16 protein-coding genes are annotated in these 15,027 nt (G+C 41.8%); 13 read left to right on the top strand and 3 right to left on the bottom strand.

The window, feature by feature from the left end; all coding sequences use genetic code 11:
- Window positions 1-87: 87 nt before the first annotated feature.
- The 3 genes from ACT170_RS08700 to pflB form a co-directional block, all read right to left on the bottom strand.
- On the bottom strand, window positions 88-570 hold the full coding sequence (locus tag ACT170_RS08700; protein ID WP_444818214.1) for a GNAT family N-acetyltransferase: 483 nt from the start codon (window positions 568-570) through the stop codon (window positions 88-90).
- 85 nt (window positions 571-655) lie between these two features.
- Window positions 656-1,438: a carbonic anhydrase gene (locus ACT170_RS08695; protein WP_037611920.1), complete on the bottom strand. Its 783-nt coding sequence runs from the start codon at window positions 1,436-1,438 to the stop codon at window positions 656-658.
- Between the two features lie 262 nt (window positions 1,439-1,700).
- Window positions 1,701-4,013 (bottom strand): formate C-acetyltransferase, encoded by a 2,313-nt coding sequence (gene pflB / locus ACT170_RS08690; protein ID WP_049553862.1) that lies wholly within the window; start codon window positions 4,011-4,013, stop codon window positions 1,701-1,703.
- Between the two features lie 267 nt (window positions 4,014-4,280).
- Here pflB and dinB point away from each other — a divergent pair, with 267 nt between their 5' ends.
- The 13 genes from dinB to ACT170_RS08625 all read left to right on the top strand — a co-directional run bounded on the left by dinB (window position 4,281) and on the right by ACT170_RS08625 (window position 15,020).
- Window positions 4,281-5,390, top strand: a complete 1,110-nt coding sequence (dinB, locus tag ACT170_RS08685; protein WP_444818213.1) for a DNA polymerase IV — start codon at window positions 4,281-4,283, stop codon at window positions 5,388-5,390.
- Window positions 5,391-5,490: 100 nt separating this feature from the next.
- Window positions 5,491-6,381, top strand: coding sequence for a peptidase (locus tag ACT170_RS08680; RefSeq protein ID WP_270334589.1), 891 nt, complete (start codon window positions 5,491-5,493; stop codon window positions 6,379-6,381).
- 214 nt (window positions 6,382-6,595) lie between these two features.
- Complete coding sequence (locus ACT170_RS08675) at window positions 6,596-7,426, top strand: transporter substrate-binding domain-containing protein (protein WP_048674808.1); 831 nt, start codon at window positions 6,596-6,598, stop codon at window positions 7,424-7,426.
- Between the two features lie 596 nt (window positions 7,427-8,022).
- On the top strand, window positions 8,023-8,769 hold the full coding sequence (locus ACT170_RS08670; protein ID WP_096832659.1) for an amino acid ABC transporter permease: 747 nt from the start codon (window positions 8,023-8,025) through the stop codon (window positions 8,767-8,769).
- The gene (locus tag ACT170_RS08665; RefSeq protein ID WP_444818212.1) at window positions 8,769-9,512 is read left to right on the top strand and encodes an amino acid ABC transporter ATP-binding protein; all 744 of its coding nucleotides are present in this window, start codon (window positions 8,769-8,771) and stop codon (window positions 9,510-9,512) included. The genes ACT170_RS08670 and ACT170_RS08665 overlap by 1 nt, the downstream gene beginning before the upstream one ends.
- A 211-nt stretch (window positions 9,513-9,723) precedes the next feature.
- Window positions 9,724-9,948, top strand: coding sequence for a DUF4059 family protein (locus ACT170_RS08660; RefSeq protein ID WP_002884393.1), 225 nt, complete (start codon window positions 9,724-9,726; stop codon window positions 9,946-9,948).
- A gap of 32 nt (window positions 9,949-9,980) precedes the next feature.
- Entirely contained in the window at window positions 9,981-10,934 is a 954-nt protein-coding gene (trxB, locus tag ACT170_RS08655; RefSeq protein WP_444818236.1) for a thioredoxin-disulfide reductase, read from the top strand.
- Between the two features lie 148 nt (window positions 10,935-11,082).
- Window positions 11,083-11,622 (top strand): 16S rRNA (guanine(966)-N(2))-methyltransferase RsmD, encoded by a 540-nt coding sequence (gene rsmD / locus ACT170_RS08650; RefSeq protein WP_444818235.1) that lies wholly within the window; start codon window positions 11,083-11,085, stop codon window positions 11,620-11,622.
- A 32-nt stretch (window positions 11,623-11,654) separates the two neighbouring features.
- Window positions 11,655-12,152, top strand: coding sequence for a pantetheine-phosphate adenylyltransferase (gene coaD / locus ACT170_RS08645; RefSeq protein ID WP_444818211.1), 498 nt, complete (start codon window positions 11,655-11,657; stop codon window positions 12,150-12,152).
- Window positions 12,130-13,206, top strand: coding sequence for a SepM family pheromone-processing serine protease (locus ACT170_RS08640; protein ID WP_014634969.1), 1,077 nt, complete (start codon window positions 12,130-12,132; stop codon window positions 13,204-13,206). Before coaD ends, ACT170_RS08640 begins: the two co-directional genes overlap by 23 nt.
- An 85-nt stretch (window positions 13,207-13,291) precedes the next feature.
- Window positions 13,292-14,236 (top strand): TIGR01212 family radical SAM protein, encoded by a 945-nt coding sequence (locus tag ACT170_RS08635; protein ID WP_004183328.1) that lies wholly within the window; start codon window positions 13,292-13,294, stop codon window positions 14,234-14,236.
- A complete protein-coding gene (locus tag ACT170_RS08630) occupies window positions 14,233-14,781 on the top strand; it encodes a tRNA (mnm(5)s(2)U34)-methyltransferase (protein WP_014634968.1) in 549 nt (182 codons plus the stop codon). Before ACT170_RS08635 ends, ACT170_RS08630 begins: the two co-directional genes overlap by 4 nt.
- Complete coding sequence (locus tag ACT170_RS08625) at window positions 14,778-15,020, top strand: hypothetical protein (protein ID WP_014634967.1); 243 nt, start codon at window positions 14,778-14,780, stop codon at window positions 15,018-15,020. Before ACT170_RS08630 ends, ACT170_RS08625 begins: the two co-directional genes overlap by 4 nt.
- Window positions 15,021-15,027 lie beyond the last annotated feature (7 nt).

The following is a 15,027-nucleotide window of genomic DNA, read 5'->3' as shown; positions in this document are numbered from 1 at the left end:
CTTTGAGAGGCTTGTGACGAGTCAAAAGCAATAAGGCTTGAACAAAGTGAAAGCCAGCGTCTTTAGGCGCTGGCTGGTAATATGGGCTTATAGCCCTTGATCAAACCACCCGTTAGACGGGTGGTTATGATTTAGTAAGGATTTTTCAACAGTAATGTGTTGGATACCAGCTTCTTCAAAGATCTTACCGACTTCTTGATAGCCATTGTTGCGGTAGAACTTAAGTGCACCGAGTTGAGCATGGAGAGAAATAGTCTGGAAGCCTTGTTCTTGTGCAAAATCTTCAGCTTCTTTTAGGAGAATGCTCCCCAGACCTTGACCTTGGTAGGCATCGAGTACCGCCATACGTTGGAGCGTAAGCTGAGTCAAGTCTTTATTCGGTAGTAGGCGTACGGTTGCTGCTGCCTTGCCTTTGTCATCATATAGAACAAAGTGGATGCAGTAGGCTTCATTCGCATCAATCTCGATGGAGCGAGGAACACCTTGCCCCTTAACAAAAACAGTGTTTCGGATGGCTACGGCATCGAGGTAAGTTTCTGAGAGTGTATCTCTTGTATGTTTGATAATCATAGGGCAAGTGTAACAAAGTCTATAACTAATTGTCAACGAAAAAAAGCCCGATGCGAGGAGTTATCATCAAGCTTTTTATCTTGCTTTATTCTTTAATTTGTCGACCGTTTGTATCTTGGATAGGGCGGTTATTTTCAAATCCAAGGGTTTGGGTGAATTTTTCCACTTGTTCCTTGCTAACGGTTTCTTGATTCTTGAAGACAATCCAGTTAACACCCTCAGTACATGGCGGTGTTGTCAAGGAACCTTCGAAGTTGTAGTAGTCCTTGTCTTCAGGATAGAAATCATATAGTGAGATAGCCTGAGGAAGCTCAGTTTCTGTATTGGCCGCCTGAGGCATTTTATCCCATATTTGTTTTAAGGCTTGATTTTCATCGCCATAATTATAGAGAACCGAGACAACTGTGATTTTCCCATTATCTGTCTTATAGACGAAGTGCCCCTCTAGAGGATAAGTATGACCATCAATTTCATTCTCACTAGGTGCGTGAAAATGGAACTGCTGTAATTTATAGACATCATCACCAATCGTTAGGGTATTCTTTGGATTTTTAAAGCTGACTTCAATCGTATGCCCGTTATTTTCAACTTGAGCTTCTGATTCTTGATTATTAAGGTTTAGTTCTGGAAGATCAACGTCCTCAGCACCGGTGATATTGATCGGAGATTGTTCTTTACCATTTTTGCTGAGTTCATAATCTTTAGAAAGGTCACCCCAATGGTCTGGACCAGTAGAGCCAGTATACCCCCATTGAACGTCCTTGGGCTTTGAGGATTCGGTCTTGGTATCAGACTGGCAGGCTACGAGCAGGACAGTGCTTGCTACGAGAAACACTAATCCAATTAGCTTAAAACTTTTCTTATTCATTTGTCCTCCTTATACTCTTTAATCTTATAACAATGATAGTCTACGTGTTATTAGAAACCATCCGTTTGACAGTCATTGAGTATCGTTTCTCTAAGGTGCTTCTGAGAAGGAAGTGTTTGGAGATACCAAACGGAAACGCTTTTATTTTATAGCTTATCTTATAAAAAGTCAAATGTAAATGATAGTAGTTTTAGAAAAATGTAATGAAAACTAGTTTTTTGCAAAAATAAAAGAACCCGCTATTGCGAGCTCTTTATTTGTTTTATCCCAAAGCGTCGTCCATTGAAAGAACTTCGTGGAAGACACGTTGTGTCAATTCAGTTTTTTGTTCTGGAGTGAGGTATTTAGTGTTTACACAGTATCCAGAGATACGTACGATAACATCTTCACCGCTCATAATCTTTTCGTAAACGTCTGACAAGTCCATAACGTTCAAGTTAACGTGTTGTCCACCGTTTTCGAAGTATCCGTCAAGGATAGTTACGAGGTTGTCAACTTGTTCGTCGTGAGTCTTACCAAGAGCACGAGGTGATACTTGAGTTGTCAATGAGATACCATCAGCTGCGTAACCGAAGTCAAGGCTTGCAAGTGAGTTCAAGTTTTGCAACCATCCACCTTTAGCTTTGTTAGATGGGTTAGCACCTGGTGAGAAGAATTCCAATTTAGACAAGTTCACTGAACCATCTTCGTTGAGGTATACCCCTTTGTGAACTGGAGAGTTACCAGTTTGTTTAGAGTAAGCAACGTTAGAAGTGATTGTAAGAAGTGAAACTGTAGCTTCTGCATCTTTGTAGAGTTTGTGGCTACGAAGACGAGTAGTGTAAGCTTCGATCAACCATTCTGCCAATTCGTTTGAACGTGGGTCATCTTCACCCCAACGTGGGTATTCACCGATTGTTTCGTAGTCGTAGATGTAGCCATCTTCGTCACGGATTGGTTTAACTGTAGCGTATTTGATTGCTGACAATGTATCGACAGTATTTGCGAAACCACAGATACCGAATCCCATGTTAGCACGTTGTTTAGTTGGCAAGAAGGCCATTTGAACAGCTTCGTAGTTGTACTTATCAGTCATGTAGTGGATGATGTTAAGAGCATCTACGTAAGTGTCAGTCAACCAGTCAAGAGATTTTTCGAAGTTAGCTTTAACAGTGTCAAAGTCAAGAACTTCGTCACGAACTGGTTCGATGTCAAATACTTTATAGTCTTTATGAACATCGTCGTAACCACCGTTCAAACCAGTAAGAAGGGCTTTAAGCACGTTAACACGAGCACCGAAGTATTGGATGTTGTGACGTTGTTCTTCGTTTTCTGGGTCAAGTGGTGATACACAACATGAGATACAGCTCATTTCACCGTATCCGTCTTTAGCCATAGTAGTCACACCTTCGTATTGGATAGAAGAGTGTTTGTGGCTCATGTGCATACAGTAGCGACGGAATGAGTAAGGCAATTTGTCAGTCCAAAGAACTGTCAAGTTTGGTTCTGGAGAGTTACCGATATTGTCAAGAGTGTTCAAGAAACGGTAGTCCATCTTAGTAACACGGTGACGTCCGTCAGCACCCATACCAGCCATAGAAGTTGTGATGAATGTTGGGTCACCTGAGTACAATTGGTCGTAAGCTTTTGTACGAGCAAACTTAACTGTACGAAGTTTCATAACGAAATCATCAACGAATTCTTGGATTTCTGATTCAGTGTAAGTACCACGAGCAAGGTCACGTTCTGCATAGATATCAAGAACGATTGGCACACGTCCAAGAGATGTAGCGGCACCGTTGATCACACGACATACTGCCATGAAGGCGATGTTTGTCCATTGGATAGCTTCTTTAGTATCGAAGGCTGGGCGACGAACATCTACACCGTAAAGGTCACCAAGGCGAACAACGTCTTGAAGTGCTTGGTATTGAAGGTTAACTTCTTCACGAAGACGGATAGTTTCTTCGTCGATTTCTTTGATAGCATTCCAGTCGTTAACTTTTTCTTGCATCAAGTAGTCAGCACCGTAAAGGGCAAGACGAGCATAAACCCCGATGATACGTCCACGTGAGTAAGCATCTGGAAGACCAGTAACTGTGTGAGCGTGACGTGCACGACGGATGTTTGAAGTGTAAGCACGGAAGATACCATCGTTAACTGTAGTTACGTATTTTGTGAAAATTTCGTGTACAGCTGGGTCTGGTTCATAACCGTGTTCTTTCAAAGCAGTTTCCGCCATACGGATACCACCTTTAGGCATGAAGTTCAATTTAAAGAGCTCATCATTTTGGATACCATAGATAAGTTCATCTTCTTTTGAAATGTATCCTGCGTCAATGTCAGCGATTGAAGTTGGACGAGTATCCATTGGGAAGCGTCCTTCAGCTTCATAGCCTGCTTTAGTTTCATCTACGATTTTTTTAATTTTTAGAGAGCGTTCAGTTGGTCCTGCAAGGAAGCTTTCGTCACCATCATAAGGTGTGTAGTTTGCTTGAACGAAACGTGAAACGCTAGCTTTTTCTTTCCAGTCAGTTCCTTTAAAGCCTTCCCACGCTTTTTCAAAAACATCTGTGTTGGTTTTAACCGTTGCCATAGTTTGAATCTCCTATAATTCTAGTAACAAAATTATCTGTTACATTCTCTAGAAGTATTCTATCACACAGTAACCGCTTACACAACTTTAAAACTGTGTTTTTAGAGACATTCTTTTATAATACAGTTTTGAAAACGACAAATCTGTATTATAAATTTCTGTTTTTTGGTAGATTTTGGTATCATAAGGGGAGAATGCTTTGTAGTCCCAAAGTTTTATGTGAAAAGCTTTACAATGAGATAAATCTGAGAAAGGAGGCAGGGAGCCATGTTAGAGTTTCCTCTAATAAATGATACCAGTCGGAAAATCATCCATATTGACATGGACGCCTTTTTTGCTCAGGTCGAGATGAGGGATGACCCCAGTCTTAAGGACAAACCGGTTATTATCGGTCACGACCCTAGAAAAACAGGGGGACGTGGTGTGGTATCAACCTGTAATTACGAGGCTAGAAAATATGGTGTCCATTCAGCCATGTCTTCTAAGGAAGCCTATGAACGTTGTCCTAATGCTGTCTTTATCTCAGGAAATTATAGCCATTACCGAGAGGTAGGGATGCAGATTCGTGAGATTTTTAAACGCTATACCGACTTGGTAGAGCCCATGTCTATCGACGAAGCCTATCTTGATGTGACGATAAATAAACTTGGTATCAAATCGGCGGTTAAGGTAGCCAAACTTATCCAGTATGATATCTGGCAGGAACTTCACCTGACTTGTTCAGCAGGCGTTTCCTACAATAAATTTATCGCCAAACTAGCCTCTGATTTTCAAAAGCCTGCTGGTTTGACGGTGGTGCTTCCAGAGGAAGCTCAGGAATTTTTGGAAAAGCTACCTATTGAAAAGTTTCATGGGGTTGGTAAAAAGTCAGTTGAACGTCTCCATGACATGGAAATATACACCGGTGCCGATCTTCTGAAGATTCCTGAGATGACTCTGATTGATCGTTTTGGACGTTTTGGATTTGATCTCTTTCGAAAGGCTAGAGGGATTTCCAATAGTCCTGTTAGGCCCAATCGTGTCCGTAAATCTATTGGAAGTGAGCGAACCTATGGCAAGCTTCTTTATAATGAAGATGACATCAAGGCTGAGTTGACTAAGAATGCTAGACGGGTGGCTGAAAGTGCCCAGAAAAATAAAAAAGTTGGTCGAATCGTTGTCATTAAGGTCCGTTATTCGGATTTTTCGACCTTAACCAAGCGTATGACCTTGGACAAATCGACCCAGGATTTCGACACCATCGAAAGAATTGCCCATACCATTTTTGATCAACTGGAGGAAAATAGTAGTGGTGTTCGCCTGCTCGGTGTGACGCTGACGGGTCTGGAAGATCAAGAAGGCAGACAATTGGACCTAGATGATTTGGAGTCATTATAATAGTAGAGTTTTGATTTTTTCTTTTGGAAAGTGACCTTGAAGAATCATCAGACCTATGCTATCTTAAATAGTAACTAAAAGAAATGAGGGAATAATCTTAATGAAAAAAGTTCTTACCTATTTAGGACTGATTCTGGCAGCTTGCTTGGTTCTCGTAGCTTGTGCTTCCAATAAACCAGCTGAGAAGAAAAAAGCGACACCAACTCCGACAGAACGTGCCAAGGCTGATGCGACAGTTTTAATTGATACTATGCTTGGAAAATCTAGTAACGGTTTTTCAAAACTCTACGGTGAAAATTACGAAGCCTGGACTGAAACGAAAGTCTTTGAAAAACAAGTTGCAGATACTATCGAAGAAAAGGGGTATACACCGGAAGACAAGTATACGTTTAAATACATTGAAGGTTATGATGCTAAGACACCAACCCAAGTGCTTTCTAAGTTCCTCAAGGTCCGTCGTAATATGATTGGTAAGATTCAGGACTATAAGCTTAAGGATGTCAAAGTTAAAGGAAATGAAGCGACAGTTACCTTTACTTCACGTTCTGTTAGTGCTTATGGAGCTGCAGCTGCTGTTCGTACTCTCCTTATGAGTCTCTATGACAACGACATTGACAAGTTGAAACAATGGAATCAAGCTGATAACAACGATGTGGAAAAAGGTAAAGCCAAAGATCTCACAACGAAATTCCTTTATGGTGAAAACTTTAACGGAGATTTGACACAATTTAAGGATATTGATAAAGAAATGGCCTATACACCTTTGACCGGTGCTGATGATCTAGAAAAGACCTTCAAGCTAACCAAAGATGATGGAGGCAACTGGACTATTTCTATAGAAGATTATAAAGAGCTTGCCGAAGCCTTGGTCGATCATGATGAATCAGGAAGCAGAGCTGTTTACGCTGAACGCATCCATAAGAATTTATCAGATTATCAACCTGAAGACAGTAGCGATTCAAGCAGTAAGTCATCAAGTAAGGAAAAATAGAGTTTTATTGCATTTGATGTTAAACATGTACGGAAAGCTTTTTTGGGCGAGAAGAGTTGTCACACCAGTGGCAGCTCTTTTCTTATTGTTCGTTGTATCGATTCCCCTATAACCTTTATCTATCACCTCTTAGGATTTTATTATTAGACGAGTTTGTAGGAAGATGATAAACTGTTATCACTAACTATTAATGAAAGTATCGAGGATTATAGATATGAAAAAATGGCTTGCAGGTTTAGGGATTCTTGGCTTGTCGGTTTTGACTTTGGCTGCTTGTGGGAACAAGAGTGACAGTAAGGCATCTGGTGAAAAGCAGACGATTACTGTTGCGACAGACTCTGATACGGCGCCTTTCACTTTCAAAAAAGGCGACGACTTCAAGGGTTATGATATTGATTTGGTCAAGGCTATTTTCAAGGATTCGGACAAGTATGAGGTCAAGTTTGTGACGACACCTTTTGATTCCATCTTGACAGGGGTGGATTCTGGACGTTATCAGATTGCAGCTAACGACTTCAACTACAATGAAGAACGTGCGCAGAAATATGGTTTCTCAGATCCGATTTCACGTTCTAACTATGCCATCACTAGTGCTGAGGGTACCAAGTATACTAGCCTAGATGATTTGTCTGGTAAGACAACAGAGGTGCTTCCTGGCTCTAACTATGCTCAGTTGCTTGAAAATTGGAACCATGCCAATGCGGACAAGACACCAATTACTATCAACTATGCTTCTAGCTCAACGGGTCTTTCAACACGTATTCAACACATTCAAGAAGGAAAAATTGATTTTATCCTTTACGATGCCATTTCCTCTGAGTACATTGTCAAAGATCAAGGCTATAAGCTAGCTGTAAACAAGATTAAAGACGATATCGGTATGAAGACTGATGGTCTTGAATATCTTCTATTCTCAAATGATAAGCAAGGTAAGGAACTCAAGACCTTTGTCAATAAACGTATCAAAGAGCTTAAGAAGGATGGAACCCTTGCCAAACTCAGCAAGGAATACTTCGGTGGCGATTACGTCAGTGATTTGAAATAATACTGTTAAAAGTTGAGACTGCTGTCTCAGCTTTGGATTAAACACAAAGCTTTCTTTTGAAGCTTTCCTGAGGTGATGACAGACGTCAGCGACCTTCTTCGAAGTTCCATGACTAAGTTTTGAGCCTAAGGTCTCAAAACTTCCGAACACCTGAAACTTTAAAGTTTCAGGTGTTTTTCTCACGCCGGAAAGCCTCGGTTTATGCTCACTTTGTTCGTAAAATAAGGAATGAGTTCAAATCTTTTTGGTCTTAACAAGGTATTACTATCAGTGATACGATTTTCTTATCACTATGATAAGAAAAGACTATTTCACAGACTTTCTGAGTCGTGCTAAAATGAATACTATAAAATTATGATAAGATATTTGAATGGTTAGCAATAGGCTAACCTACTTTTTTAGAAAGAAAGGGCGACATTGTGAAAAAGAGTATAGAAGCATTTAATCGGTCACCTTGGTATCTCCAAGTTATCATTGGTTTGGTTGGTTTGGCAGTAGCAGTTGCTTTAGCCATTCCCTTGTCTTGGATAGTGGAAATCCTTTGGGGTTATGTTTTGCAATTGGTTACAATTGTCTTCAAATGGATTTCGTCTTGGATGCCAGCTGGTAAGCTCTTCTCATGGAAGGCTGTCTTTGATGCTGTTCCTAAGATTGTGGAACGCTTGCCTTTAACTTTGGGCTTGACTATTGCAGGTGCTTTCTTCGGTTTGATTTTGGCTCTTGTCTTTGCGGTCGTTAAGATCAATCGAGTACGTATCCTTTATCCAATTCAAGCAGTTTTTGTGAGCTTCTTGCGTGGGACACCAATCCTTGTACAACTCATGTTGACTTACTATGGTATTCCACTCTTCCTTCGTTATTTGAATGGTGAATTTGGTTTGGATTGGAATATTAATGAGATTCCACCAGCTATCTTCGCGATTACGGCCTTTGCCTTTAACGAAGCAGCCTACATGAGTGAAACCATTCGTGCAGCGATTCAGGCTGTTGATGCTGGGGAAATCGAAGCTGCCCGTTCTCTTGGGATGACATCAGCACAAGTTTACCGTCGTGTCATTATTCCAAATGCGGCAGTTATTGCAACACCAAGCTTGATTAACAGTTTGATTGGTTTGACTAAGGGAACATCACTTGCCTTTAGTGCTGGTATCGTCGAAATGTATGCACAGGCTCAAATCTTGGGTGGTGCCGACTACCGTTACTTTGAACGTTATATCTCAGTTGCCCTTGTATACTGGGTAATCTCAATCTTGATTGAGTACATTGGTCGTTCAGTTGAAAATCACATGGCCATTAAGGCGCCTGAAGTGACTGACATTTCTGGAATTGGAGGTGACCGCTAATGATTAGTATCAAAAACTTGACCAAGGAATTTTCAGGTCAAAAGGTTCTTGATGGTATTAACTTCGATATTGAAAAGGGTGAAGTTGTAGCTCTTGTTGGTGCCTCTGGTGCAGGGAAATCAACAATTCTTCGCAGCTTAAACTATTTGGAACAACCTGATTCTGGTACCATTACCATTGATGATTTTAAAGTAGACTTCAAGACTATTACTAAAGAACAAATCCTTACCCTTCGTCGTAAGTTGGCCATGGTTTTCCAACAGTTCAACCTCTTTGAACGTCGCACTGCCTTGGATAATGTTAAGGAAGGTCTTAAGATTGTTAAGAAACTTTCTGACGAAGAAGCTACCAAGATTGCCAAAGAAGAGCTCGCTAAGGTTGGGCTTTCTAATCGTGAAAATCACTACCCACGTCACTTGTCGGGTGGTCAAAAACAACGTGTGGCCTTGGCTCGTGCCCTTGCAATGAAGCCTGATGTGCTCTTGCTTGACGAACCAACATCTGCTCTTGACCCTGAGTTGGTTGGTGAGGTTGAAAAATCAATCGCTGATGCAGCTAAGTCAGGTCAAACCATGATTTTGGTCAGTCACGACATGAACTTTGTTTATCAAGTGGCTGACAAGGTGCTCTTCCTTGAAAAAGGTCGTATCCTTGAACAGGGAACACCTGACGAAATCTTTAACCATCCAAAAGAAGAACGAACAAAAGAATTTTTCGCTTCTTATTCAAAACAATATCTTTAAGATGGGATTTTTGTTACAATAGAAAAGGTAGTGGGAGTGGACGATATTTTAGTCCATAGTCAAAGTCCCACAAGGATGATTAGGAACTTTTGAATGTTTCAAAGGCGACTATAGTCCAATCAGAGACTGCATCGTGCAGTTATTACTAGTCGAATTTAGAGGTTGGAGAATGTTATCTCAGCCTTTTCTATTTCTCACTTTAGGATGATTTATGTTATTAAATATTTTTAAATTTTACCTCTTAGGCCTTGTGATTGCTTTCTTTGTGTGCTTGGTGATTGGTGCCATTTGGCTTGGATGGCGTGCCTTACGTCGTGCAGACAAAACTGTTAAGGAGCGTCAAGGTGCCCTCTATGATGCTATTATGATGTCGATGGTGTCGATCCCAGTTTTGGCATTTGCTTTTATGGCGATTCTTATCGTGCTGAATGCATAATTCTAGCTTTGTTGGCACATTAGGTGTAAGATATCTCTACAAGAAAATCATATAAGGAGTTACTCATGTACGATACAATTGTTATTGGAGCTGGTCCTGCGGGGATGACTGCAGCACTCTATGCAGCACGTGCCAACCTTAAAGTGGCAACTTTGGAGCAAGGCGCTCCTGGTGGACAGATGAATAACACGTCTGATATTGAAAATTACCCTGGTTTTGAAAGTATCTCTGGTCCAGAATTGTCAATGAAGATGTTCGAACCTTTGGAAAAATTAGGCGTTGAAAATCTTTATGGTATCGTGTCTGGTATCGAAGACAAGGGTGACTATAAAGTTGTCAAAACTGGTGACGAGGAGTACCAAACCAAGACAGTGATCATTGCGACTGGTGCCAAACACCGCCACATTGGTGTTGCTGGCGAAGAAGAGTATAACAGCCGTGGGGTGTCTTACTGTGCGGTCTGTGATGGTGCCTTCTTCCGTAATCAAGACCTCTTGGTTGTTGGTGGTGGAGACTCTGCCGTTGAAGAAGGAATTTATTTGACACGCTTTGCCAATAGCGTGACCATTGTTCACCGTCGTGATGAATTGCGTGCCCAAAAGGTTCTTCAAGACCGCGCCTTCGCCAATGAAAAGGTTAAGTTTATCTGGGACTCAGTCGTTGAAGAAATCAAGGGTGATGACATCAAGGTTCGCAGTGTTGAAATCAAGAATGTCAAAACTGGTGAGGTGACTAACCACGAATTTGGCGGTGTCTTCGTTTATGTGGGACTTGATCCTGTTTCAGATTACTTGACAGGTCTCGACATCACTGACCAAGATGGTTGGGTAATTACAGATGATAAGATGGCGACACGTATTCCTGGTATCTTTGCCATTGGGGATGTCCGTCAGAAAGACCTTCGCCAAATTACAACAGCCGTAGGTGATGGTGCCACAGCTGGTATCGAAGCTTACAACTACGTGACTGCACTTGGTGATAAGTAAAATAATGGAAACTCGGGAGCTTCTCGAGTTTTTTGTGTTCTCTTGGGGGGATTTAGCTTGTCTAGTCCCCTTTGGAGCAACATCTATGCGTGTTTTTTGTTATAATAGAAAAGTCTTACTAAAAATCAGTAAAAACGAGGTGACCGACTTGCGTGTTGTAGCAGGTGAATTTGGCGGACGTCCGCTTAAAACGTTAGAAGGCAAAACGACTCGTCCAACAACGGACAAGGTCAAGGGTGCCATTTTCAATATGATTGGTCCTTTCTTTGATGGAGGGCGTGTTTTGGATCTTTTTTCTGGGAGTGGTAGTCTGGCCATTGAGGCAGTTAGTCGTGGCATGTCATCTGCTGTCCTCGTGGAAAAAGACCGTCGGGCACAAGCCATTATCCAGGAAAATATCAAGATGACCAAGAGTGAGAAGCAGTTCCAGCTTTTGAAGATGGACGCGGCGCGAGCGCTGACACAATTGACAGGAAAGTTTGACTTGGTGCTTTTAGACCCGCCTTATGCTAAAGAGCAGATTGTGGCCAATATTACTCAGTTAGAGGAGCAAGGGCTCTTGGCTGAGGAAGTTATGTTGGTTTGTGAGACGGATAAGGCTGTGGATCTGCCTGAAGAAATTTCAAACTTTGGGATTTGGAAACAGAAAACTTATGGTATCAGTAAGGTGACCGTTTACGTGCGTTAGCCTTTGATAGGGAAGTTGTAGAAAGGAATGCTATGACAAAGATTGCTATGTTTACGGGGTCTTTTGATCCGATTACTAATGGGCATATGGATATTATTGCCAGAGCCAGCAAGCTCTTTGATGAGCTTTATATCGGTCTCTTTTATAATAAAAATAAGCAGGGCTTCTGGGATGTGGAGACTCGCAAGCGTATCTTGGAAGAGGTTGTGGCAGATCTTCCCAATGTCAAGATTATAACGGCTCACGATAGTTTGGCTGTAGATATCGCCAGAGATCTTGGGGTGACTTATTTGGTCCGAGGTCTTCGTAATGCGACAGATTTCGACTATGAAGCCAATATGGATTATTTCAATAAGGGGTTGGCACCTGAGTTAGAAACAGTTTATTTGATTGCCAGTCATGAGGTAACACCAGTCTCTTCAAGTCGTGTGCGTGAGTTGATTTATTTTGAGGGAGACATTAGTTCTTATGTTCCTCAAGCAGTTGTTAAGGAAGTGGAGGCCAAGCGTGGCAAACAAGAACGAATCTAAATCACTATTAGGGAAACTTTGGCGGATTAAGTGGTGGTTGTTAAGTATTTTTACGGTACTTTTCCTCCTATTTGCCCTCTTTTTCCCGCTAAATAATTATTATGTTGAGCTTCCGGGTGGTGCTTTTGATACCAAGGAAGTCTTGACTGTAGACAAGAAAGCTGATGATTCAAAAGGATCCTACAATTTTGTGGCGGTAGCTCAAACCAAGGCGACTTTAGCCTTGATGCTCTATGCTCAGCTTAATGATTTTGCAAAGCTTCAAACAGCTGAAGAGGCAACTGGAAATTACTCTGATGAAGATTTCATGCGTATCAACCAATTTTACATGGAGACTTCCCAAAACCAAGCGATTTATCAGGGCTTGACTCTGGCTGGTAAGGAGGCTAGCTTGGAGTATATGGGTGTCTATGTGCTTCAGGTGGCTGACGATTCTAGCTTCAAGGGCGTCCTCAATATTGCGGACACGGTGACAGCTGTCAATGGCAAGTCTTTTGATAATTCTGCTGACTTGATTAAATACGTTCAGGGACTTAAGTTGGGTTCAAAAGTCAAGGTCACTTATACGACAGATGACAAAGAAAAGACTGCTACTGGTAAGATTATCAAGATTGCCAATGGTAAAAATGGTATTGGTATCGGTTTGACAGATCATACCGAGGTCAAAAGTCCTGAAAATGTGAAGTTTAAACTTGATGGTGTTGGCGGCCCAAGTGCGGGTCTTATGTTTACCTTAGCTATTTACGATCAGGTGTCTGGTCAAAATCTTAAGGCTGGTCGTAAGATTGCTGGAACAGGAACCATTGAAAAGGATGGTTCTGTCGGTGATATCGGTGGTGCCTACCTTAAGGTGAAATCAGCGGCTGATAGTGGTGCAGACATTTTCTTTGTACCAAATAATCCGGTAACCAAGGAAATGAAAAAGGCTGATCCGGATGCCAAAACCAACTATCAAGAGGCCAAGGAAGCTGCCAAGAAACTGGGAACCAAGATGAAAATCGTCCCTGTTAAAACAGCTCAAGAAGCCATTGATTATTTGAAAAAGACTAAATAAGAAGAGAGAGTAGGGCAGGCAGAAATCCATGATTTTTGTCTGAGTCTTACTCTCTTTTTTAGGTCAAAGTGTTATAATAGTCTTTATGAAAAAACGTTATAGAACAGTCAATGATTACTATCGTGAAATTTTTGGCGAAAAGATTTTCAAACTACCAATAGATGCGGGTTTTGATTGTCCCAACCGTGATGGCACAGTGGCTCATGGTGGCTGTACCTTTTGTACGGTATCGGGGTCTGGGGACGCCATTGTAGCTCCTGAGGCACCGATTCGTGAGCAGTTTTACCATGAGATTGACTTCATGCACCGCAAGTGGCCAGAAGTTCAGAAATATCTGGTTTATTTTCAAAACTTTACCAATACCCACGCGCCGCTTGAAGTTATCAAGGAACGCTACGAACAGGCTATCAATGAGCCTGGTGTTGTTGGTATCAATATCGGTACCCGCCCAGACTGTTTGCCAGATGATGTGATTGATTATCTGGCAGAACTCACAGAACGTATGCATGTGACCGTTGAACTTGGCTTGCAGACGACTTATGAAGAAACGTCAGAACTCATTAACCGAGCACACAGCTATGATCTTTATGTGGAGACGGTTAAGCGTGTGCGTGAGCGTGCGCCAAAGGCTGAGATTGTGTCGCATCTGATTAATGGGCTGCCAGGGGAAACCCACGAGATGATGGTGGAGAATGTTCGCCGTTGTGTGACGGACAATGACATTCAGGGGATTAAACTCCACCTCCTCCACCTGATGACCAATACGCGTATGCAAAGGGACTACCACGAGGGTCGTCTTAAATTGCTGAGTCAGGAAGAGTATGTGTCCATCATCTGTGACCAGTTGGAAATCATCCCTGAGGATATCGTCATTCATCGAATCACAGGTGATGCACCGCGAGATATGTTGATTGGTCCTATGTGGAGTCTCAACAAATGGGAAGTCCTCAATGCCATTGACAAAGAGATGGAACGTCGTGACTCATGGCAAGGGTGCAAAGTAGCTAACGAGAAGGAGGAAAAAGCATGATTAAACGACCAATTCATCTGTCTCATGACTTTCTAGCAGAAGTGCTGGATGATGAGAGTGTTGCTGTCGATGCAACCATGGGAAACGGTAATGACACAGCCTTTCTGGCTGGTCTTGCCAAGAAGGTTTATGCCTTTGACGTGCAGGAGCAGGCGCTCGAAAAGACTCGTCAACGCTTGTCGGACTTGGAAATTGAAAATGCGGAACTCATTTTAGATGGCCATGAAAATCTGGACCGTTATGTCACGGAACCGATTCGTGCAGCTATTTTCAATCTGGGCTATCTGCCATCTGCAGATAAGAGTGTTATCACCAAACCCCACACGACTCTTGAGGCCATTGAGAAAATTCTTGACCGCTTAGAGGTGGGTGGTCGTTTAGCTATTATGATTTACTATGGTCATGATGGCGGCGATATGGAGAAGGATGCTGTGCTTGAGTACGTTATCGGTTTGGACCAGCGTGATTTTACAGCCATGCTTTACCAACCCCTTAATCAAATTAATACCCCACCATTTTTGGTGATGTTGGAGAAATTACAATGATTACAGATATTAAAGAGAAGCTTGCAGATATGCAGGCCAAATATATAGATAAGCAAAGTGCCGAGGATACTTTAAAAAAGGTTGATAATCGTAAAACGGCTAAAATTAAGAAAAAGTTAGCTAGTCTTGAGGTTGAACGTTGCCATAAACTTTTGGCCAAAGAAGATGTCACTGCCATTGATAAAAAAATTAGTAAGCAAAAAGAACTATTCTCAAACTGTTGTCATAAGGAAGGGTAGGAGGAGC

This window comes from Streptococcus sp. cx1, assembly GCF_052384325.1.
Taxonomy (GTDB): Bacteria; Bacillota; Bacilli; order Lactobacillales; family Streptococcaceae; genus Streptococcus; species Streptococcus salivarius_G.
The sequence above is the reverse complement of the archived record's forward strand: the minus strand, read 5'-3'. Positions and strand labels throughout refer to the sequence as shown.